Raw genomic sequence first — 20357 nt, 5'->3', positions numbered from 1 at the left:
TTATTAAATAACAACTTAACGACAAAGTGATAAACGTTTGACATTTTTCGAGTTTGTCCGTATACTATCTCTGAAAAATTTCAATGAATTGATTTACAAGGAAGGTAACAACATGCAAGCACTTGTATTAGAAGGAAAGAAAAAACTGCAGTTAAGAGATTACGATGTCCCAACGATTAAGCCTGATGAAGTTTTAGTTCATACCGCTTATGCCGGCATTTGCGGTACAGATAAGGGTTTGTATGCTGGCCTGCCAGGATCAGCTGAAGCCGTTCCACCGATTGTATTAGGTCACGAAAACTCCGGTGTGGTTGCTAAGGTCGGCTCAGCCGTTACCAACGTTAAGGAAGGCGACCGGGTAACAGTTGACCCGAACATCTACTGTGGTCAGTGTAAGTACTGCCGGACCCAGCGGCCAGAATTGTGTGAACACCTTGATGCCGTAGGGGTTACCCGTGATGGTGGCTTTGAAGAATACTTCACCGCTCCGGCAAAGGTTGTCTACCCAATTCCTGATGACGTTTCCCTGAAGGCTGCCGCAGTGGTAGAACCAATCTCCTGCGCAATGCACGGGGTTGACCTCTTAACGACCCATCCTTACCAAAAGGCACTGGTTTTAGGTGATGGTTTTGAAGGTCAATTATTTGCTCAAATCCTGAAGGCACGTGGAATTCACGAAGTTACGCTTGCCGGTCGTTCAGATGAAAAGTTGGAAAACAACCGTCAGCACTTTGGCGTCAAGACGATCAACACTACTAAAGAAGAAATCCCAGCAAGCGCCTTTGATATCGTGGTTGAAGCTGTTGGTCTGCCAGCAACACAGGAACAGGCACTGGCTGCTGCCGCTCGTGGTGCCCAAGTGTTGATGTTTGGGGTTGGTAAGCCGGACGACAAGTTCTCCGTCAACACCTACGACATCTTCCACAAGCAATTGACCATTCAGGGTGCCTTCATTAACCCTTACACTTTTGAAGATTCCATTGCTTTACTGGCATCTGGTGTTGTTGACCCACTGCCACTGTTCTCTCACGAATTAGACTTGAATGGTGTGGAAGACTTCGTTAGCGGTAAGTTAGGCAAGGTTTCCAAGGCCATTGTTAAGGTTGGTGGCGAAAACGCCTAACTAACCATTCCGTGATTAAATGCATACATTAATTAAGGTCGATGAAACGGACAACCGTTCCTCGGCCTTTTTGTTTGGTCAAATTCTTTAAGAAAGTTAAGAAATATTAGTCTTGGGTTGTTTTCGTTGACACAGTGTCACTAGGCGGGTAAAATTACTGCGTAAAATGTAAGTGACACAGTGTCAATAGGAGGAATAAGATGCCATCAGCAACATTTAATCATCTTGCGTTGGAAAAACGGGCGCGAATTCGCCGGGCTTTACTTGACGAATTCAGCCATTATTCCCTTGAACAGGCACAGGTAGCACGGATTGTTCAAAGTGCCGGAATCGCAAGAGGGGCTTTCTATAAGTACTTCGATAGTTTAACGGCTGCTTACGAGTGGTTATTAAACGATGTGATGCAGAAGCTGGATATCCATCACTTAACCATTGACCAGCACACTGCGGATGACTTTGTTGAATGGGTAGAAATGCTCAATCAACGAGTTCAGTACAGTGAATACCACGATTTGCTGGTGCATCACTACCAGACCAACGCCGGCGTTTTGCGGCAGTCGTTCATGAATGAGCAACGCTGCTTAACGTCTAAGGAATGGGCGGTTATGGTGCTCTGTCATGAAGCATTTCGGGAACTTTTGCTGAATGAAAGTGCAGGAGATGCGGTTGACCAGCGTCTTCGCCAGTCACTGTTTGCCATTTTAGGGAGGTAAGCTATGTTTCTTGCTTTAAAGGAAATCAAACATGAAAAGCTACGTTACAGCCTCGTGATCGGCATGATTGTCCTAATCGCCTACCTGATCTTGATGCTGTTGGGCCTGATGCAAGGGTTAGGCAACGAAAACACCGCTGCCGTCGAGTCATGGGGCACTAAACAGGTCATGTTGGATAAGAATGCCAATGTCTCGATGAACCAGTCCTTGATCAAGAAAGACGAGGCACAGGACCTGACTAAGCATGAAGCATTAGTTGGTCAAGTTCCGATCGTAATGAAGGGGATCAATCACGGCCAGAAGCAATCCATGCAGTACTTTGGCCTGGATGATTCGCAATACCTGTTAAAGAACAAGATTCAACTGGTGAGCGGTCGCAAGCCGAGGAATGACCATGAATTGATCCTGGATGAGTCGTTGAAGGAAAAGGGCTACCGTTTAGGACAACAGGTCAAGCTGAATTCACTCACGACGAAGTTTAAAGTGGTGGGCTTTGCTAAAAATGCCAAGTTCAACATCGCCCCGTTGGCAATTGGGAGCTTAAACACTTGGCAAGCGCTTAAAGGTACCGGGCCACAGTTCGTTGCCAGCGGTATTTGGGCAGATCAAAAAGTTAGCAACAGTCGGCAGAATAAGCTGGCCCACTACGATGTCAAAAAGTTCATCAAGAAGCTGCCAGGCTACACTGCCCAAAACACGACCTTTGAATTTATGATCGGCTTCCTGTTGATGATTTCGTTGATCGTGATTGCGATTTTCCTTTACATTTTGACGATGCAAAAGGAAGCTCAGTACGCGGTCTTACGAGCACAAGGGATCCCGGCCGGCTTCATCGTTTGGTCGATTATTGCGCAATCAGTCATTTTGATGGTCAGCGGAGTCATCGTCGCCACTTTACTTGCGGTGGGGACATCATTGGCAATGCCAAGTACCGTGCCGTTTATGATCATATGGCCGCAAACGATGTTACTGGACCTGGCATTGCTGATCGTTGGAATTGTCGGTTCGCTGTTGCCAGTCCGGATGATTTTGAAGATTGACCCAGTCGACGCATTGCAATAGGAGGGCCATCATGGAAGAAGCAACGATTAAATTAGTTAATGTTAACAAACACTACGGCCACGGCCGCGGCCTAGTCTACGCACTGCAAGACATTAATTTCAGCGCCCATCCGGGAGAGTTGACGCTGATTTTGGGCCCATCAGGATCAGGCAAGTCAACCTTCCTAACGATCGCCGGTGGCCTGCGTCAGCCAAGCAGCGGCCGAGTGATGTTGGCCGGCAAAGATATCAGCAAGCTGAACAACAAGGAACGCGACCAATTGCGGTTGAACCGGGTCGGCTTTGTGTTGCAGTCATACAACCTCCTGCCTTACCTGAATGTCGACGAGCAGTTTGAACTCGTGAGAAAGGTGAAGCCCAATGGCAACCTGACTGACGATGAACTGACCGAATTATTGGAAGAACTAGGGATTGCCGATCTACGGTCACAATACCCGGACCAGCTATCCGGTGGGCAGAACCAGCGGGTGGCCATTGCGCGGGCCCTCTACACCAATCCCGACATTGTGTTGGCTGACGAACCAACGGCGGCATTGGACAGTGCTCGAGTAGTCGTTGTAGGTAAGGAATTGCAACGGCTGGCCGACCAACGGCACAAAACGGTGATCGTCGTGACCCATGATTTACGGTTGAAAGAACATGCTGACCGTATTTACCACATTAATGATGGAAAACTAAGCCGGGAAAAGTAACCGGGAAATAGCCGCTATTGAAGTTAATAGCAGAAAGTGAGAGGCCAATGGCATATTTAGAATTACAGAACATCCAAAAATCTTATTTCCTGGGAAATAATGAATTTCCGGTACTGAAGGGAATTAATTTAAAGTTTGAGCGTGGCGAATTCGTCTCCATTCTGGGCGAATCCGGCGGTGGGAAATCAACGTTGATGAACATCGTCGGCGGTTTGGATCGTCAATTCAAAGGTAAGGTCTACGTAGACGGTCAACTGTTGGACCACCAGAAGGAACAGCAGTTGGATGAATACCGGCGGGCAACGGTTGGTCACATTTACCAAGCCTACAATTTGATTGCCCATTTAACGGTGTTGGACAACGTTATGGTGCCATTGGATATGACTACTCTGTCTGCGGCCCAGAAAAGGGCACGCGCGCAGCAATTGTTGGCAGAGGTTGGCTTAAGTGATCAGATGAATAAGCACCCTAATCAGTTGTCTGGTGGACAGAAACAACGGGTGGCGATCGCGCGGGCACTAGCCTCTGATCCGCAAATCATCATTGCGGATGAGCCAACGGGGGCACTGGATTCCAAAAACACCCAGGAAGTATTGGAACTGCTGGACCAGATTGCCAAGGACGGCAAATTGGTGATTGCGGTGACCCACTCGGCGGCGGTTGCCAATCATGGGACCCGGATTGTGCATTTGGAAAACGGCCAGGTCGGTGGTGATGAACGGTTGAAGCCGGCTTATCCATTACCAGACGATCCGAGCCACATTGAAACGGTTAAACTGCCAGCCAGGGACAGTTATCGCTTGTCGTTCAAGCACCTTATGTACAACTTTGCCCGTAACTCGTTGATCATGATCGGGGTGGCCATTGGTTTGTTCGCTGTGATGCTATTCAGCGGCTTGGGCAACGGTATCAACGGCTACATTGCCAACCAGGTCAATTCGATGGTGAACCCGCAATGGATAGAGGTCATGAAGAATCCGACAGGTAAAAAGATGAACCAAGAGGAATTGATGGGGGCAATGCGCAACATGGCCGCTAACCCGCATGCGTCGCTGATCAGCGATAGCCAGTTGGACCAATTAAAGAAGGTCAAGGGCGTCAGCCAAGTGGCCCCAGCATACTATCTGCCGGCATATCGGCTTTCCTACAAGAATAAGCAGCAAGCGGGGAGCGGCATCAGCACTTGGTCGGATGGTCAACGTGCCAACAGCATTAAAAACGGCCACATCCCGCACCAGGGTGAAATGATCCTGAGCAAGCAGGAAGCCGCAGCATTGATGGGCGCCAAGAACTACCAACAAGCCGTTGGCAAACGGGTGACGATCCGCTTCAACTGGGTCAATAAGCAGGGGCAGCCGGTTGCCGTCAGTGCTGAATACAAAGTGGTCGGTTTGATGGACGGCACCGGGGCCAGTTCATACTTGAATTACCGGTCCGTTAAACAAGCTTTGCAGGATGCGCATGCCGAAACGGATGTTAATAATGTTTCCGTCAAGGTTCGGAGCTTGGATGAGGTTAACCAAGTTGCCAGTCGGATCGAGAATGTCCGTGGTGCGCACAACAAGCGAATCTTCGGGGCCATCACCGTTGGTTCCATGCTGAAGCGGATCAACACTTACGTTCACCTAGCCTCTGACATTCTTGCCGGGGTGGCCGGAATCAGTTTGCTGGTTTCTGCTTTGATGATTATTGTCACCATGTACATGTCAGTGTCTGAACGGACTAAAGAAATCGGTATCCTCCGTGCTTTGGGTGGACGCAAGAAGGACGTACGCCGGCTGTTTACCTCCGAATCAATTTTGATCGGACTGTTCGGGGCTGTCTTTGCCCTGTTGATCACCTTGCTGGCAACGTTAGGCATCAACCACGCCTTCTACCCATTGATCAAGTACCAGATCATTCAATTGACAATGGGCAACGTCATCTTTGCCTTCGTAGCAGCGGTGCTGATTGCCTGGTTAGCGGCCTTACTGCCATCACGGCGGGCAGCCAACCTGAACCCGATTGATGCATTAGCGGCTGAATAACAAATAATTTTTGATAAATAAATGAGTTGTGATAAAAGCTATAAGCCTTGTTACAACTCATTTTTTTGTTGCGAAATTAGAAAACTAATGGTAGAATTATGAGAAAAATTTAATGGTTATATCATTAAAACTATCAGTGCTCAAGAAATGGGGAAGTAATTATGAATCTTTGGAAACGAATCTCGCTGAAAGAAGATCCAAAAACGTATCAGATAAAGGACGCCCATCTAGCACGAACGTTACGGGTGCGCGACTTTTTGGGATTAGGTGTTGGAACGATCGTGTCGGCTTCCATTTTTACCCTGCCCGGTGAAGTGGCTGCACGGCATGCCGGCCCAGCGGTGATGATTTCTTTCGTCTTAGCCGCTATCGTTGCCGGCCTGGTCGCTTTTGCATACGCCGAAATGGCTGCGGCCATGCCTTTCGCTGGTTCAGCTTATTCTTGGATCAACGTTATCTTTGGTGAATTCTTTGGTTGGATTGCTGGTTGGGCCCTATTGGCGGAATACTTTATTGCGCTGGCCTTTGTTGGCTCTGGGCTCTCAGCGAACTTCCGGGCTTTAATTGCTCAATTTGGCTGGCAATTACCTAACTCGTTGTCCAACACGTTTGGAACCAATGGCGGGGTCATGGACTTGGTAGCAGTGATTGTCATCATTGCTGTATCACTGTTGATTTCCCGTGGGGTAAGCAACGCTGCCCGGGTAGAAAACCTGCTTGTGGTTTTGAAGGTGTTTGCCATCCTGTTGTTTGTAGTTGTCGGTCTGTTTGCCGTTAAGAAGGCTAACTTCATCCCGTTTGTGCCAAAGTATCAAGCAACTGCGGATGGTGCCTTTGGGGGCTGGCAAGGGATCTATGCCGGTGTTTCAATGATTTTCCTGTCCTACATCGGCTTTGACTCCATCGCTGCCAACTCCGCTGAAGCTGTGGAACCGGAAAAGACCATGCCACGGGGGATTTTAGGCTCACTGTTGATTGCCGTAACCCTGTTTGTTCTGGTTAGTTTCGTGCTGATTGGGGTTATGCCTTACAAGCGTTACATCAACTCTGCTGAACCAGTTGGCTTTGCTTTGCGGGCAATCGGTCACCCTGGTGTTGCCATTGTCGTACAAACCATTGCCGTTATCGGGATGTTTACCGCTCTGATCGGTATGACCTTAGCGGGTTCCCGGTTGATTTACTCCTTCGGTCGTGACGGAATGCTGCCAAAGTGGGTTGGTAAACTGGACAAAGAGAACCGTCCTAACCGGGCCCTCGCTGTCTTAACGATCGTGGCTGTTGTGATCGTTGCCTTCCTGCCATTCGCATTCTTGTCACAACTGGTTTCGGCCGGAACGTTGATCTCATTCATGTTTGTTTCGTTAGGTATCTACGCATTGCGGCAGCGTGAAGGTAAAGATATTCCTGATCCTGCTTTCAAGATGCCAATGTACCCAGTAATGCCGATTCTTGGCTTCCTGGCTTCCTTGATGGTCTTCATTGGCTTAAGCAGTGACGCTAAGATCTATGCCGGTGTCTGGTTCTTGATCGGATTAGTGATTTACTTTGTATATGGTATTAGTCACTCCGCATTGAGTAAGCGAAAGAGCAAAAAAGAATAGTTATCAATAAATGAACGTCATGAAGCGTCATCACTCGCCATTATTAAAGCGGGTCATGGCGCTTTTTTATAATTGCAGCACGCATAAAAAGCTTTTGTTTCCTCAAATAATGGGTTAATATTAACTAAAATGAATGAATATGCAAAGAGGAACCAATATGAACCATAAAGAACGGCGCCAGCTGATTTTAAAGCTGGTTAACGAAAATCAAATCACGACCCAGGAACAGCTATTAGGCCTTTTAAAGGAACAGGGCGTAGTCGCAACCCAGGCCACTGTTTCGCGGGACATTCACGCCTTAAACATTGTGAAAGCTAGTGATAGTCGTGGCGTAACTTTCTACAAACAATTGCAGGTGGATACTGCCGATCAACACCAGCGCCTTTACGATGCCATCCGTAGCAACGTTGTTTCAGCAACGGTGGTGCAGTTTATGAACGTCATTAAAACCACTCCTAATTCAAGCTTTGCCACCGTCTTGGCCGGACTCTTGGATGATAGCGACTTGACTGACATTGTGGGTACCCTGGCCGGCAATGACACGTTGATCACCATTAGTAAAACCAACGAGAGTGCCAACGTGGTGAACAAGCTAGTTAAGGATCATATGGATATAAACTAAAATAAAGTTGGTAAATAAAGTTCGGTGCGCCTAAATTAGTGTTATCATAACTAATGGAGGCGTTAGACAATGGTCACAGTATATGTACACGCGGGTGTCGCTAAACATCCAGAAGATTTTCGCTGTTCTGATTTGAGTCGCGGTGAAGCTGAAGTTCAAAAGATGGGGAGCCAGCCGGTAGTGAACTTCGCATTTGCCGATCACGCGCATCCCAGTTTTTGGGTTGATTTACACACACTGCATAATGGTCAACAGGTTAAGGTGGATGTAGTTAACCATCAAGAACAATTCCAGTTGGCAGTTAAGTAAGCTGCCTAAACATAAAAAAGGTCCCAGTGTTAGACTGGGACCTTTTTTGTTAGTGACCATGCCTTTATTAGGCCATATGATCGTTTTTAAGGCTATTAACAGCATCCGCAATTAAAGTCATCACGACCGGGTTATCGAGGCGGTAAACGACCTGTTTGCCATGTCTGACGGCAGTTACAAAATGCTGTTTGCGCAACAGTTGTAATTGGTGTGAAACGGCAGACTGCTCCCAATTTAAACTATGTGAAATCTGCGACACCGTCATCGAGTTTTGAATTAATAAGTAGAGGAGTTGCAGCCGTTTGGGATGCCCCAAAACTTTGAACAGGTTGCTCACGGAGTTCAACTCATCCAAGTTTGAAAGCTGGTATTGAATCATGCCGACGCACCTTCTTGAAAAGTAACTAGTTAAATTATAAGCTACCGTTTTCGGCATTTCAAAGAAAGCTTGATTAAAAGTCGACAAGAAAAAGCCGCCAGCATTCCATCACTACTGGCGGCTTATTTTCTTTGCTTTGTAAAAATTAATTACAGGGAAATGTGTTGACCAACGTAAATGGTGTATGGACTTTGCAGACCGTTCTTGGCGGCTAAACTAGTCCAGTCCAAACCATAACGGGCAGCAATTCCAGACAAGGTGTCGCCGCTTTGGACGGTGTAGCTTTGACCGTTGGAACGGTTGCTATAACTGGTGTAACTGTTGCTTGAACCGCCCAGACGCAGAACTTGGCCGACATAAATTTCGTTTGGATTGCTGATGCCATTTAATTGGGCCAATGCTTCGTAGCTGGTGCCGTATTGACTGGCAATGCCTGACAGCGTATCGCCACTCTTAACGGTGTAAGAACCAGTATTTGTGTGGCTAACCTGACTGCTTGAGTTGTAGTTAACCCGGCCTTGGCTATTCAGCTGCAACACTTGACCAACATAAATGCGATTTGGATTGCTGATGTGGTTGATGCTAGCCAGTGATTCGTAACTGGTACCAAACCGGCCAGCGATTCCGGATAAGGTGTCACCGCTTTGAACGGTGTAGGTGTTGACACCAGCAGGAGCCGTTGGTGTTGGGTTTGAGTGGGTGGAACTGCTTGGCTGACTTGTGTTGCTGGTATTGCTTAATTTCAATACTTGACCAGCAAAGATCAGGTTTGGATTGCTCAAGTGGTTGATCTGAGCCAGAGTCTCCCAAGAAATACCGAAGCGACTAGCAATGCTGGATAGGGTGTCACCGCTTTGAACGGTGTAGGTACCATTAGCATTGTTGTTAGTGGTGTTGCTTGGTGCTGGGGCTGGTGCAGGAGTTGGAGCCGGAGCAGGTTGACTATTTTCGGTCCGAACTAACAAACGTTGACCGACGTAAATGCGGTTTGGATCATTCAAACCGTTAATGTTGGCCAAAGTAGCCACGCTGGTGTTGTAAGCACTGGCAATACCGGATAAAGTATCACCACTTTGTACAGTGTAGTAGTTGGATGAATTGCTGTTAACAGTGCCGTTGCTGCCATTGTTTTGGTCTGGCAGGATTGCGGTCGAACCGGACAAAGCGATGTGATCCAACTGCGTCAGGTTGTACATCTGAATCAAGCTGTTCAGTGATGATGCGTAGTTAGGAGCGGTAGCATAACCATCGGCATGTAACTTAGCAGTGACACTGGCATAGTTGGTGTCGCCTAAAAGGTTGTGGTAACGGCTGTTGACGTATAAGAAACGACCGTGGTCTTCAACCGAAGCGGAGTTGTTTGGATAAGCCCGGAAGTTGTCGTTAATGGTTACGTAACGGCCACCGTACCATTCTGAAGTTGGCATATTAACGTATTGACCATTGTAGGAACCCTTAATCCCAAACAGGTTGTGGGCTTGAGTGGAAAGGGTTGAACGACCCCAGCCACTTTCCAGAATGGCTTGGGCAACCGTAACGGATGGCAGTACCCGATATTCTTTCCAACCATTGATGGCGCCTTGAGCAACGCTTTCAATAAACTGCTGTGAATGAGCGTCGTTGCTGAAGTGCAGGTTGTTCAAGTTAACCTGAGTTGATGCGGTAGTGGCAGCAAAACTAACCACCGCGTGCTTGCCAACTAAGGTCGTTACCTTGCTGGTGTTAGTTGCGCTGGCAGCTGAAGTGTTAGCAGCGGATGCAGCACTGGCCTGTGAAGCACTGTTTGCACTTGAATTGCTGTCGGAAGCAGCGCTCGTAGTTGATTGACTGTCACTGGTAAATGCAACAGTGGCAACGGTTGCCTGTGCACTGTTTGCGGCACTGGCACTGGCGTTATTACTGTTGCTTTCAGTAGGTTTCAAAACAGTTGGCTGCGAGCTGTCAGAACTGTTATTTTCCGTCCCTAACTTCTGACGGTTACCCTGCTGGTTAGCTGCATCAGCATGGGCGGTTGTCATACCTGCTGTGAAGAGGGTTAAGGCACAGAGACTGGCAAACATCCACTTGCGGCCACTCTTGTACATTTTGTAATGCATGGTTGAATTTGATGGATTATTCAACATTGTACATAACTCCTTCGTAATTAATTGCTTGATTAAATAGTTGCAAAATTTTAACGATCTTAATAATTTCGTAAGATCTTAAACAATTCAAAACTATCATTGTTTACATTTCGGTGCAAAGATTTTTATCAAAAATCGCCCAATTATTTTCAATTGATTAATAGGTTGAAAAGAGGCCACAAACTGTTGCTTTTTGAACCCAAAACATGACTGATGATCAGTTTGTGTCTAACAGAGTCAAAAGCTGCAATTAAGCTATTTGAAAGCGCATCAAAAATGTTACAAGAAATTTTGATAAACGTTTGACAATTTGCGTTTTAAATGATAAATTTTTATCCGATTGAAGGCGCTGCCGTCAGTCTGGAGAATTTGTTTCTAAGTTATTTGAGGTTTTAGTTATGCAGAATAAGAATTCAATAATTACGAAACTGGCTTTCTTGTCGGTTTCATTCATGTTAACGAGTGCTTATGCGGTCCAGAGTGCTTTGCCCCAATTAAAAGCATCACTCGCGATCACGCAGACGCAGTCGGAATACATGGCCACCACGCCATCATTTGCCGTAATGATCTTTGTGGTTTTATCACCATTTTTACAGCGGTGGTTCCACATTTCTGACAAGAAGATGATCATGGCAGGGGTCACGGTTGTTGGTGTCATGGGGTTGGTACCATTCTTCCCTATCCACAGCTTCCCGATCATTTTAGGGTCACGGCTGCTGTTGGGGGCCGGATTTGGTTTGTACAACTCACAGGCCATTTCAATGATTTCAGTTTGGTATGAAGGTACCACCCGGGCTCAGATGCTTGGTTGGCGGGCCGCTGCCGAACAAATCGGTCAAGCAACCACCTTGTTCATCGCTGGTCTATTGCTGAGTGTGGCTGGCTGGCACGCATCATTCTTGGTTTACATCTTAGCGTTCGTTGCCCTGGTCTTCTTTGGTGTCCGGGTACCAGACGATGCAAAGAGTCCGGCCGCTGAAAAAGAGGTCGAGGAAGATGTCGACGAAACGGTGGAAGACTTTGAGGAAGACCCGATCAAGAAAACAAGTCCGGTGGTCTACTTACTGGTTTTGTTTGCCTTCCTATTAGTGGTTGACTATGTCGGAATGGAAAACCGTTTCCCTGGCTTGGCCGTTACCATCAACGGTGCCAACTACACCGGTTCATCCAACTTCTTATCATTAATGCTGATTGGGGCCACGCTGGGTGGTTTGTTCTATGGCTCGATTCAAAAACGTTTGGGCTTTGGCACGGTTTACCTGGGCTTAGGTTTGATGGCCTTATCAAACTTCTTATTCTACTTTGCCGGCGATCAATTCTGGCTGCTGGTCATTGGTCTGTTGCTGATCGGCTTCCCACTTCAGCTGGTTTCGCCATTGATTTTTAACCTGCTGCCGGATTTGGCACCGGCCAAGCGCCAGCCATTGGTAACTTCAATGGTTTTGATCGGCTTTAACTTTGGTGCCTTCTTCTCACCAACGATTGCCGAATGGACTAACCACCTGATGCACGCACCAATGAGTGGTTTTGGCTTGGCCGCCCCATTCCTGGTTTACGGAATTGGCTTGTTAGTCATCGCATTGATCATTTGTATTGCTCGTCGTACTCATCACGCAAAATAATCTAACCATTTAGGAGGAAACATTATGCCTATTCAAAATAAAGCAATGCTGATTACCTACTCTGATTCAATGGGTAAGAACATTAAGGAAACACACGAAGTCTTAAATAAGTACATTGGCGACGCAATTGGCGGTGTACACCTGTTGCCATTCTTCCCGTCAACGGGTGACCGTGGTTTTGCTCCATATCGTTATGACGTTGTTGATTCTCAATTTGGTGACTGGTCTGATGTTGAATCACTGGGTGAAGATTACTACCTGATGTTTGACTTCATGATCAACCACATCTCCAAGAAGTCAGTGATGTACCAAGACTTCCAGAAGAACCACGATGCCTCAAAGTACAGCGACTTCTTCATTCGTTGGGAAAAGTTCTGGGAAAAGGCCGGCAAAAATCGTCCAACGCAAAAAGACATCGATATGATCTACAAGCGTAAAGACAAGGCACCAGAACAAGAAATTGACTTTGCTGACGGCACGAAGGAACACCTGTGGAACACGTTTGGTGATCAGCAAATCGACATTAACGTTAAGTCCAAGGTGGCTAACGAATTCTTCAAGCAGACCTTGGTTGACATGGTTAAGCACGGTGCCGACATGATTCGTTTGGACGCCTTCGCTTACGCCGTTAAAAAGGTTGACACGAATGACTTCTTCGTTGAACCCGAAATCTGGGACCTGCTGAACAAGATCCAAGATATTCTGAAGCCATACGATGCAGTGATCCTGCCAGAAATTCACGAACACTACACGATTCCGCAAAAGATCTCCAAGCACGGTTTCTTCATTTACGACTTCACCTTGCCAATGACGACTCTGTACACCCTGTACTCTGGCAAGACCAACCGGCTGGCTCACTGGCTGAAGATGTCCCCAATGAAGCAGTTCACGACCCTGGATACGCACGATGGGATCGGGGTTGTTGATGCCAAGGACATCCTGACTGACGACGAAATCAAGTACGCTTCTAATGAACTGTACAAGGTCGGCGCCAACGTTAAGCGGAAGTACTCCAGCGCTGAATACCACAACCTGGACATCTACCAGATCAACTCGACTTACTACTCTGCTTTGGGTGACAACGACAAGTCCTACTTGCTGGCCCGTGCATTCCAGATCTTTGCTCCTGGGATTCCAATGGTTTACTACGTTGGTCTGCTGGCTGGTTCAAACGACCTTGAATTGCTGGAAAAGACCAAGGAAGGCCGGAACATCAACCGTCACTACTACACTAAGGAAGAAGTGGCCAAGGAAGTTCAGCGTCCAGTGGTTGCCAACCTGCTGAAGTTGCTGTCATGGCGCAACAAGTTTGCTGCCTTTGATCTGGATGGGAGTATCGATGTGCAGACGCCAAGTGAAACGACCATCAAGATTACCCGGACTGACAAGGATGGCAAGAACAAGGCTGTCTTAGAAGCAGATGCCGCTAACAAGACCTTTAAGATCACCGCTAACGGCGAAGTGGTTATGGAACAAAACTAAACACTTACGAAACTGAGAGTATGCAAGAGGGTCGTGCCTTCAAGACACACTCTCTTTTTTCGCGCTCAGCCACTATTGCAATTTGGACGAGTGGATTATAATAAGAATAATTCACAAATGGGGTTTATGAAGATGGTAGTAAAACTAAAAGACGTTGCTGAATTGGCAGGTGTGTCGGTCACGACGGTTTCCCGGGTAATCAACAACTACGGATCGCTCAGTGAACGTACAATCAAAAAAGTCCATGAAGCGATGCGAAAATTGAATTATCAGCCTAACGCACTGGCGCGAGCAATGCAGGGGAAACCATCCAAGTTCATCGGCTTGATTTTCCCAAACATTACCAATCCTTTCTACGCTGAGTTGATCAACAGTTTGGAGTACAAGCTGTTCAAGAAGGGTTACAAAACCATCATTGCTTCATCGGCACAGAATGAAGAGATCGAGCACGATTATCTGGGTATGCTGATGGCCAACCAAGTGGACGGGATCATTTCTGGTTCACATAATTTGGGTATCCGTGAATACCAGCAATTATCATCACCGATCGTGTCCTTTGACCGTTACCTGGCCGATAACGTGCCCATCGTAGCTGCTGATTCATATCACGGCGGTCAATTATCCGCACAGTATGTCGTGAAAAAGGGTGCCCGGCATGTTGCCGTCATGATTGATGAAGATACCTCGGTTTCACCAACGCTGAATCGTGTGCAGGGGGCCATTGATTATCTAAGCCAGAAACACATCACCTACACACCCCTTGACCGGAAACATACGAATTTTGATGAAGTATTTCCCGGGGAATATGATGGGGTAATTGCCACCAATGATCTGCAGGCACTGATGATTCGCAACGTTGGCGTCAAGCATGGCAAGAAAATTAACGAAGACTTTGTGGTCACCGGTTATGATGGAACAAAAGTGATTTTGGCAACCGAACCTAGTCTGCCGACCGTTATTCAACCGATTGGCGCGATTGCAGATGAACTGATCAAAACCTTAATGGCTAAGATTAAAGATCCGCAGGCAGAGGTGCAGCCACAGCAATTGAAAGTAACTTTCCACTATCCGGAAATGTAAAAAAAGATTCCTAGCATTTGCTAGGAATCTTTTTTATCTTCAAGCCATGTTGGTGATTAACCTTGCGCCTTCATGAAACGCCGCAGTAAGCCTTCTTCTTCACTAGTGGCAGTGCTGGCCTGGGACTTGATGTCGTGTACCCGTTCAACAGATAACTGGCTGCCGAATGCAACCTCGTTGTCGGTTAAGTCGTGGTCCTTTTCAAAATTAATGATGTCCATTGAAAGGTTGTTACCTTCGTCCATGAAAACATCCTCCTTCACAATTATTATGCAGAAAAAACACTCATCTACCATTATACCTGTTCACCACTAAAAGGCGAATGAAAAGTTGCAGGAGGCGGATCAGGCAGTGTGTTACAATTAATATTATTAGGTTTAACACCGTTAAGGGATAGGAGAAGATTAGTATGAACTGGAACTGGTTAGGCTGGCTGCTATGGATCGGCGGCATTGCCTTCTTAGCCTGGGTTTTCCACTACATTCGGGTCAAGCAATTGATGCTGATTGCTAAAGAAAAACGCCGCTTTGATAAGGGTTTGTTTACACGTTACGTTATCCTGATGATCGTTGCTGTTGTATGGTTAGGGGCAATGAGTTACTTCTCATGGTTCCGTACGGTCTCAGTTGATGACGAAAGCCAGGTAAGCATCCACACTAGCTACCATCCGTTAGTGTTAGGCAGCGTCAAAAACGGCTACTACTATGTTCGGGCTGACCGGAATAAGGGTGGCAAGCGTGCAGTCATCACCTATACTTATTGGACCAAGAATTCACGAAACACGACCAATTCTAAATACGGGACAGTAGCCGTTAGCGACCACTATCTGAGTAGTGCAGCTGGGGCTTATCCGTGGAACAAGAAGGAATTGGCACGCTTGGATTCACGCAGCGGCCATGCGTTCGCGGCAGTGATGACGATTCGTTACCGCAACACTCCTATCAATGGCCTTGGTGTTCGGGTCGGTCGCACTGCTGATCAATACACCTTGATTCGGGTACCAGCTGCCAATATGATCCACATGAATAGATGATCACAAAAGCGGTGAAATCAACGCATTAGCATGATATAATTAATCTGTATGCGGCTGTTTTCACGAACAGAAGCAAGTTTCGTAACGAAGGAGTAAGTATAATGATTCAAACTATTGATTTGAAGAAGGGTATGGTCTTCAAGCGCGGCGAAAAGCTGCTCCGGGTATTGCAGATCAACCACCACAAGCCAGGTAAAGGTAACACTTTGATGCAGATGGATATCCAAGACATTCGTTCTGGTTCTATCGTCCACACCACGATGCGTCCTTCCGAAAAGGTTGAACAGGTTGACGTTGACAAGCGTAACGCTCAATACCTGTACGATGAAGGTGACAGCTCCGTCTTCATGGACCTGGAAAACTACGATCAATACAGCTTAGCTCACAGCCAGATCAGTGAAGAACGTAAGTACCTGGTTGAAAACATGAACGTAACCCTGGAATTTGTTAACGGTGAAATCGTTGGTATTGAATTACCAGCTACTGTTACCCTGGAAGTTACGGACACGCAGCCTGAAATCAAGGGTGCAACGATCGATGGCGGTGGCAAGCCAGCTACTACCAACACGGGCTTGGTTGTTAACGTCCCAGCATTCATCAAAAACGGTGACAAGATCATTGTCAACACTGCTGATGGTGCTTACAAGTCACGTGCTTAATCATCAAACAATAAAAGAGCTGCTAGCAATTCGCTAGCAGCTCTTTTTTTACGCCGTGACCGGAAGGCAATCTTTTCCCAATTACAGGTCGTAAGTACCCATGTCGTTGGCGATGATGATCCGGCCACCATATTGATGACCATTGGCTGTGGTCAGGCCTTTCTTGTTGTAAGCAAAGGTGACGGTCGTGGCGGCTTTAACGGCGATCCCCATCACTTCGCCGGTATCGGTATTTAAACCAGACGGCATGTCGACGGCGACTACTGGGGCTTTGGCTTCGTTGATGGCCTTGATGACATCCTGATAATGGCCGGCAACTGGACGGTTGATCCCAATGCCAAAGATAGCGTCCACGATCAGGGTGGCATCGTTCAAGACACTCAAATCCGTGGTGGTCGGGATCTTGTAGTAATCACAAATATGGGCCTGGGTCTTGTGTTCTTCTGAAGCATGGTCGGGATTGCCAACGTTGACGATGGTGACTGGCAGGCCGGCAATCTTCAACAGGCGGGCAACTGCCAATCCATCACCGCCGTTATTGCCGTTGCCGGCAACGACGACCACGTGATCCTGATTCAAGGGGAAGGCGGTTAAGATTTCGTCACGCACCGCCAGCGCGGCTCTTTCCATTAATACCAATGAAGGAATACCAATAGTGTTGATGGTATGACTGTCAAGCTGCTTCATTTCGGCAGCCGTTACAATTTTTTCCAAGAAGACACCCTCTTAATATTTTTGTTTTCATAATAACACGGTGAAGCCTAGAAACTGAGCGCATTTTCGTGACAGTCCCTGGTCAATCAAGTAAACTAGAGGTGGTTAACAAAGGGGTGATCAGATGGATTTTGCAGAATACTTGCCATATTTCAAGAAGATGATTAATCGTCGTATCAAATGGACCACGCGGCGGCCAGAAGATGGCTTGATTCGTGCCGGTTATCCACTTTACGATCCGCAGATGATTCAATTTGCCCATGACTACAAGGTGAGTTCGTGTTTTGACCGGCATTATCGGCGGACGTTGCGGATGCATGGCATTAAGCCTAAGTTGAACCACGCAACGGTCGGTGACGTTATTCTGACTGACGATCCAACGGTCACACAAGCGATGATTTCATTGATTATTGACGAAGAAGACATGCAGCAGGGTATGTGGGCTCAGGCCATGCAAGAAGGCTACTTCTACCGCTTGTTGAAGAATTTAACTGCATCCATGGTGGCCGCATAATGAGCAAGAAAAACCAATACAAAGTACTTAAGTTTTATGGCCTGCCAGTTCAAAATGATCCCTCTGGCAACTGGCAATTAAAGGGCGATGCCGAGGGTCAAAGCAAGATCCATACCTGGCGAATTGGCAAGCACACCAAGGGACATTATCGTGGCCCCGGTCAACTATTGCTGACGGAGAATAATCTAACGGTAATGATTGTCGGTGCTGAACCAATGGCTTTCAAAGATCGTCATCAAGAAACACCCTGCCAACGACTATTAACGGCGCAGGCCGATCCTTCCTTATTAAAAAAGGGTCAGGCAATTTGGCAGCAAAATAAATAGAGGAGCAGGAATTCAGCCAAGGTTATCTAAGCGACTGAAAACATGCTCCTCTTTTATTATTTGAGATCTTTTGTTAATTGCTTTTGTAAAATGACGGCTTGGTTATGTTCGGGATCCTTTGCCCCGTATAGGAGAATAACATTACCCTTAGTCAATTGCTCTTTGACGGTGCTTAAGAGTTGCGAATAAGCCTCATTGGTCTTCAATTCTTGCAAGTACCGCTTCTGAAATTCGGGAAACTTGTCAGCGTCATGGTTGAACCATTTTCTTAATTCAGTACTTGGTCCAACTTCCTTCAACCATAAATCAAGGTGGGCGTTAACTTTAGAAATCCCCCGCGGCCACAAACGGTCAACGAGGATCCGATAACCATCTAAGTCAGCCGGTTTTGTATAAATTCGTTCTAGTTTGATTGCCAACGAGAACATCCCCTTTTATTGATTAGGTCTATCATAGAAATTATCAAGGAGGAAAACAAGTGTTAACAACGTACCAACAGTTTTTTACCAAACGGCCAACCAAAGAGATTGCCCAGGATCTTTTGGGGCGGATGCTCGTCTATGACGGACCCAAGGGCAAAGTTGGCGGCTGGATCGTTGAAACCGAAGCCTACCTGGGTGTGAATGATACGGCCTCACATGCTTACGGCGGACGGCACACCAATTATTCGAAGTCCCTGTATGGCAATCCTGGCGACCTCTACATCTACCAGATTCGTTCGCACTATTGCGTGGACATTGTGGTACAGGATCAAGGCGAACCACAAGGAATCCTTTTGCGGGCCATTGAACCGGCCATCAACCTTCCTTTGATGAAGCAGAATCGTTCGCAAACCGGGGTGGCAATTAGTAACGGCCCCGGCAAGCTGATGATGGCGCTGGGGGTTCAATCTCGGGCGATGGATGGTCAACCTATGGAAAAGTCGCCGCTCAAAATTGAATTGGACCAACGGCGAACACCGAAGCAGATTGCGGTAAGTCCACGGATTGGCGTTAATCTGAAACAGAAAGATGGCAAAGCCTTAAACCGTTTCTATGTGGCTGGCAATCCATATGTGTCCGGGATGCGTAAGCGAGATAGTGATTTAGAAACACACGGATGGAGGTAAGCAGATGGCCTTAAGTTATCGTGCAATGTTAAAAGCCGCTTTAGCCGTTGTGCAGGCCGGCAATGTGCCCAATATCGTGGGGACGGCGGGCATTGGTAAGTCCGCTTTGGTGAGTGATTTGGCCCGCCAGATGCATGCCCACTTGTTTACGACGGTGGTGAGCTTGGCCGAAAAGGGGGACCTATCCATTCCGGTGCCACCGTTAAGGGATGAGGCCTTTGTTAAGACTAGCCAATATGGAACCCTGGCCAACGTTCAATTCGGTTACTCGCAGACGCTGGTTGAGATCGTCAAGAATGCTGAAGCACACCCAGAACAAGCCATCATCTGGTTTCTGGACGAATTTAATCGGGGGACGTCAGCGGTGCAGAGCGAGCTAATGAATGTGGTTCTGCAGCGGCAAGTCAACAGCCTGCATTTGCCGGATCAGGTGCACATCATCATTGCAGAAAATCCGGACAGCAGTATGGAGGGCTTCAACGAGAGTAATTATGCGGTCACGCCCGCCGATGCGGCAATCAAGGATCGGACGGTAAGGCTGGTAATGCAGTCATCATTGAGTGATTGGTTGCTTTGGGCAAAACAAGTCGAAAACGGTCAGCAGCGGATTGCGCCGTTAGTCATTGAATACTTGCAGGCCCATCCGGATCAACTAGATCACCCGGCGACCGACCTGGGGCCTACCCCGCGGGCCTGGCAGCGGGTTTCCCAGAACCTCCGTCAGCTGCAAAAATTACCATCGAGCGACCAACACCAACTGATGCCAGATGTGTTTAGCGGCGACCTCGGAGTGGAAACGGGAACGGATTTTGCCACCTTTGTTCTTAAGGGGGCCGGTTTGCAGCAGGAGGACTTTATGCAACAGTCAGTCGATGAAATCAGTGCAGCCTTACAAAAGTTGAGTGAGGGTGAACGGCTGGCCCAGCTGCAAAAATTGGTTAACCAATGTGGGCCGCAAATTTTTACGGATCCAGGAATGATTGCCAAAATGCCGGCACTATTTACCTTGTTGAGCCCTGATGGCCAATATGCGCTGGGGCAGACATTGGGCAAGATCGCCAATGACCACCCGGAAAGCTTGCGTGACCTGTATCGGGCGGCATCCGACAACCAGGCAGCCGAAAAGTTCTATCGTTTATTGAGCCAGATTGCGGTTCAGGAGTAGGCCC

At 47.4% G+C, this 20357-nt stretch carries 22 protein-coding genes; 17 read left to right on the top strand and 5 right to left on the bottom strand.

All coding sequences use genetic code 11. The features are described from left to right. The first annotated feature begins 112 nt into the window (after positions 1–112). From IV45_RS07095 to IV45_RS07060, 8 genes are all read left to right on the top strand, one after another. Positions 113–1123, top strand: a complete 1011-nt coding sequence (locus IV45_RS07095) for a zinc-dependent alcohol dehydrogenase family protein (protein WP_057742073.1) — start codon at positions 113–115, stop codon at positions 1121–1123. A gap of 200 nt (positions 1124–1323) precedes the next feature. Beyond that, positions 1324–1836 (top strand): TetR/AcrR family transcriptional regulator, encoded by a 513-nt coding sequence (locus IV45_RS07090; protein ID WP_057742070.1) that lies wholly within the window; start codon positions 1324–1326, stop codon positions 1834–1836. Positions 1837–1839: 3 nt separating this feature from the next. Further along, positions 1840–2898 (top strand): ABC transporter permease, encoded by a 1059-nt coding sequence (locus tag IV45_RS07085; protein WP_057742068.1) that lies wholly within the window; start codon positions 1840–1842, stop codon positions 2896–2898. A gap of 10 nt (positions 2899–2908) precedes the next feature. Continuing rightward, the gene (locus tag IV45_RS07080) at positions 2909–3589 is read left to right on the top strand and encodes an ABC transporter ATP-binding protein (RefSeq protein WP_057742065.1); all 681 of its coding nucleotides are present in this window, start codon (positions 2909–2911) and stop codon (positions 3587–3589) included. A gap of 47 nt (positions 3590–3636) precedes the next feature. After that, a complete protein-coding gene (locus IV45_RS07075; RefSeq protein WP_057742063.1) occupies positions 3637–5616 on the top strand; it encodes an ABC transporter ATP-binding protein/permease in 1980 nt (659 codons plus the stop codon). Positions 5617–5777: 161 nt separating this feature from the next. Next, positions 5778–7217, top strand: coding sequence for an APC family permease (locus tag IV45_RS07070; RefSeq protein ID WP_057742060.1), 1440 nt, complete (start codon positions 5778–5780; stop codon positions 7215–7217). Between the two features lie 157 nt (positions 7218–7374). Beyond that, positions 7375–7839, top strand: coding sequence for an arginine repressor (locus IV45_RS07065; RefSeq protein WP_057742057.1), 465 nt, complete (start codon positions 7375–7377; stop codon positions 7837–7839). A gap of 69 nt (positions 7840–7908) precedes the next feature. Beyond that, the gene (locus IV45_RS07060; protein WP_057742055.1) at positions 7909–8148 is read left to right on the top strand and encodes a hypothetical protein; all 240 of its coding nucleotides are present in this window, start codon (positions 7909–7911) and stop codon (positions 8146–8148) included. 67 nt (positions 8149–8215) lie between these two features. Here the strand turns inward: IV45_RS07060 and IV45_RS07055 are convergent, their stop codons facing one another. Further along, positions 8216–8527 (bottom strand): ArsR/SmtB family transcription factor, encoded by a 312-nt coding sequence (locus IV45_RS07055; RefSeq protein WP_057742052.1) that lies wholly within the window; start codon positions 8525–8527, stop codon positions 8216–8218. Between the two features lie 149 nt (positions 8528–8676). Continuing rightward, positions 8677–10650 (bottom strand): LysM peptidoglycan-binding domain-containing protein, encoded by a 1974-nt coding sequence (locus IV45_RS07050; protein ID WP_057742050.1) that lies wholly within the window; start codon positions 10648–10650, stop codon positions 8677–8679. Positions 10651–11048: 398 nt separating this feature from the next. Here IV45_RS07050 and IV45_RS07045 point away from each other — a divergent pair, with 398 nt between their 5' ends. The 3 genes from IV45_RS07045 to IV45_RS07035 all read left to right on the top strand — a co-directional run bounded on the left by IV45_RS07045 (position 11049) and on the right by IV45_RS07035 (position 14834). Beyond that, positions 11049–12272, top strand: coding sequence for an MFS transporter (locus IV45_RS07045; protein WP_057742048.1), 1224 nt, complete (start codon positions 11049–11051; stop codon positions 12270–12272). 24 nt (positions 12273–12296) lie between these two features. Beyond that, entirely contained in the window at positions 12297–13754 is a 1458-nt protein-coding gene (gene gtfA, locus IV45_RS07040; protein WP_057742045.1) for a sucrose phosphorylase, read from the top strand. 132 nt (positions 13755–13886) lie between these two features. Continuing rightward, a complete protein-coding gene (locus tag IV45_RS07035; RefSeq protein WP_057742430.1) occupies positions 13887–14834 on the top strand; it encodes a LacI family DNA-binding transcriptional regulator in 948 nt (315 codons plus the stop codon). Positions 14835–14890: 56 nt separating this feature from the next. Here the strand turns inward: IV45_RS07035 and IV45_RS07030 are convergent, their stop codons facing one another. Further along, positions 14891–15079 (bottom strand): LBP_cg2779 family protein, encoded by a 189-nt coding sequence (locus tag IV45_RS07030; protein ID WP_057742043.1) that lies wholly within the window; start codon positions 15077–15079, stop codon positions 14891–14893. Between the two features lie 164 nt (positions 15080–15243). Between IV45_RS07030 and IV45_RS07025 the strand changes: the two genes are divergently transcribed. After that, positions 15244–15867, top strand: a complete 624-nt coding sequence (locus tag IV45_RS07025) for an LVIS_2131 family protein (RefSeq protein ID WP_057742040.1) — start codon at positions 15244–15246, stop codon at positions 15865–15867. Between the two features lie 101 nt (positions 15868–15968). Continuing rightward, on the top strand, positions 15969–16526 hold the full coding sequence (gene efp, locus IV45_RS07020) for an elongation factor P (RefSeq protein WP_057742037.1): 558 nt from the start codon (positions 15969–15971) through the stop codon (positions 16524–16526). Between the two features lie 81 nt (positions 16527–16607). Here efp and IV45_RS07015 read toward each other — a convergent pair whose 3' ends face one another. Beyond that, entirely contained in the window at positions 16608–17240 is a 633-nt protein-coding gene (locus IV45_RS07015) for an NAD(P)H-hydrate epimerase (RefSeq protein ID WP_083487294.1), read from the bottom strand. A 124-nt stretch (positions 17241–17364) separates the two neighbouring features. Between IV45_RS07015 and IV45_RS07010 the strand changes: the two genes are divergently transcribed. Continuing rightward, positions 17365–17754 (top strand): hypothetical protein, encoded by a 390-nt coding sequence (locus IV45_RS07010; RefSeq protein WP_057742035.1) that lies wholly within the window; start codon positions 17365–17367, stop codon positions 17752–17754. Beyond that, a complete protein-coding gene (locus tag IV45_RS07005; protein ID WP_057742032.1) occupies positions 17754–18080 on the top strand; it encodes a DUF7671 family protein in 327 nt (108 codons plus the stop codon). Before IV45_RS07010 ends, IV45_RS07005 begins: the two co-directional genes overlap by 1 nt. A 56-nt stretch (positions 18081–18136) precedes the next feature. Here the strand turns inward: IV45_RS07005 and IV45_RS07000 are convergent, their stop codons facing one another. Next, positions 18137–18508 carry a DUF488 domain-containing protein gene (locus IV45_RS07000; protein WP_057742031.1) on the bottom strand — a complete coding sequence of 124 codons (372 nt, stop codon included), beginning with the start codon at positions 18506–18508 and terminating at the stop codon, positions 18137–18139. A 50-nt stretch (positions 18509–18558) separates the two neighbouring features. Here IV45_RS07000 and IV45_RS06995 point away from each other — a divergent pair, with 50 nt between their 5' ends. Then, entirely contained in the window at positions 18559–19188 is a 630-nt protein-coding gene (locus tag IV45_RS06995) for a DNA-3-methyladenine glycosylase (RefSeq protein ID WP_057742027.1), read from the top strand. A 4-nt stretch (positions 19189–19192) separates the two neighbouring features. Continuing rightward, on the top strand, positions 19193–20353 hold the full coding sequence (locus IV45_RS06990) for an ATP-binding protein (protein WP_057742024.1): 1161 nt from the start codon (positions 19193–19195) through the stop codon (positions 20351–20353). Positions 20354–20357: the final 4 nt, after the last annotated feature.

This window comes from Limosilactobacillus secaliphilus, assembly GCF_001437055.1.
Lineage (GTDB): Bacteria > Bacillota > Bacilli > Lactobacillales > Lactobacillaceae > Limosilactobacillus > Limosilactobacillus secaliphilus.
The sequence above is the reverse complement of the archived record's forward strand: the minus strand, read 5'-3'. Positions and strand labels throughout refer to the sequence as shown.

What these genes read in the sequence shown, in the direction of transcription:
- IV45_RS07055 (WP_057742052.1), bottom strand. Translation starts at nt 8,527, where the DNA reads ATGATTCAATACCAGCTTTCAAACTTGGATGAGTTGAACTCCGTGAGC.
- IV45_RS07095 (WP_057742073.1), top strand. Translation starts at nt 113, where the DNA reads ATGCAAGCACTTGTATTAGAAGGAAAGAAAAAACTGCAGTTAAGAGAT.
- IV45_RS07070 (WP_057742060.1), top strand. Translation starts at nt 5,778, where the DNA reads ATGAATCTTTGGAAACGAATCTCGCTGAAAGAAGATCCAAAAACGTAT.
- IV45_RS07010 (WP_057742035.1), top strand. Translation starts at nt 17,365, where the DNA reads ATGGATTTTGCAGAATACTTGCCATATTTCAAGAAGATGATTAATCGT.
- IV45_RS07035 (WP_057742430.1), top strand. Translation starts at nt 13,887, where the DNA reads ATGGTAGTAAAACTAAAAGACGTTGCTGAATTGGCAGGTGTGTCGGTC.
- efp (WP_057742037.1), top strand. Translation starts at nt 15,969, where the DNA reads ATGATTCAAACTATTGATTTGAAGAAGGGTATGGTCTTCAAGCGCGGC.
- IV45_RS07085 (WP_057742068.1), top strand. Translation starts at nt 1,840, where the DNA reads ATGTTTCTTGCTTTAAAGGAAATCAAACATGAAAAGCTACGTTACAGC.
- IV45_RS07075 (WP_057742063.1), top strand. Translation starts at nt 3,637, where the DNA reads ATGGCATATTTAGAATTACAGAACATCCAAAAATCTTATTTCCTGGGA.
- gtfA (WP_057742045.1), top strand. Translation starts at nt 12,297, where the DNA reads ATGCCTATTCAAAATAAAGCAATGCTGATTACCTACTCTGATTCAATG.
- IV45_RS07065 (WP_057742057.1), top strand. Translation starts at nt 7,375, where the DNA reads ATGAACCATAAAGAACGGCGCCAGCTGATTTTAAAGCTGGTTAACGAA.
- IV45_RS06990 (WP_057742024.1), top strand. Translation starts at nt 19,193, where the DNA reads ATGGCCTTAAGTTATCGTGCAATGTTAAAAGCCGCTTTAGCCGTTGTG.
- IV45_RS07090 (WP_057742070.1), top strand. Translation starts at nt 1,324, where the DNA reads ATGCCATCAGCAACATTTAATCATCTTGCGTTGGAAAAACGGGCGCGA.
- IV45_RS07045 (WP_057742048.1), top strand. Translation starts at nt 11,049, where the DNA reads ATGCAGAATAAGAATTCAATAATTACGAAACTGGCTTTCTTGTCGGTT.
- IV45_RS07000 (WP_057742031.1), bottom strand. Translation starts at nt 18,508, where the DNA reads ATGTTCTCGTTGGCAATCAAACTAGAACGAATTTATACAAAACCGGCT.
- IV45_RS07005 (WP_057742032.1), top strand. Translation starts at nt 17,754, where the DNA reads ATGAGCAAGAAAAACCAATACAAAGTACTTAAGTTTTATGGCCTGCCA.
- IV45_RS07025 (WP_057742040.1), top strand. Translation starts at nt 15,244, where the DNA reads ATGAACTGGAACTGGTTAGGCTGGCTGCTATGGATCGGCGGCATTGCC.
- IV45_RS07060 (WP_057742055.1), top strand. Translation starts at nt 7,909, where the DNA reads ATGGTCACAGTATATGTACACGCGGGTGTCGCTAAACATCCAGAAGAT.
- IV45_RS07080 (WP_057742065.1), top strand. Translation starts at nt 2,909, where the DNA reads ATGGAAGAAGCAACGATTAAATTAGTTAATGTTAACAAACACTACGGC.
- IV45_RS07030 (WP_057742043.1), bottom strand. Translation starts at nt 15,079, where the DNA reads ATGGACGAAGGTAACAACCTTTCAATGGACATCATTAATTTTGAAAAG.
- IV45_RS07050 (WP_057742050.1), bottom strand. Translation starts at nt 10,650, where the DNA reads ATGTTGAATAATCCATCAAATTCAACCATGCATTACAAAATGTACAAG.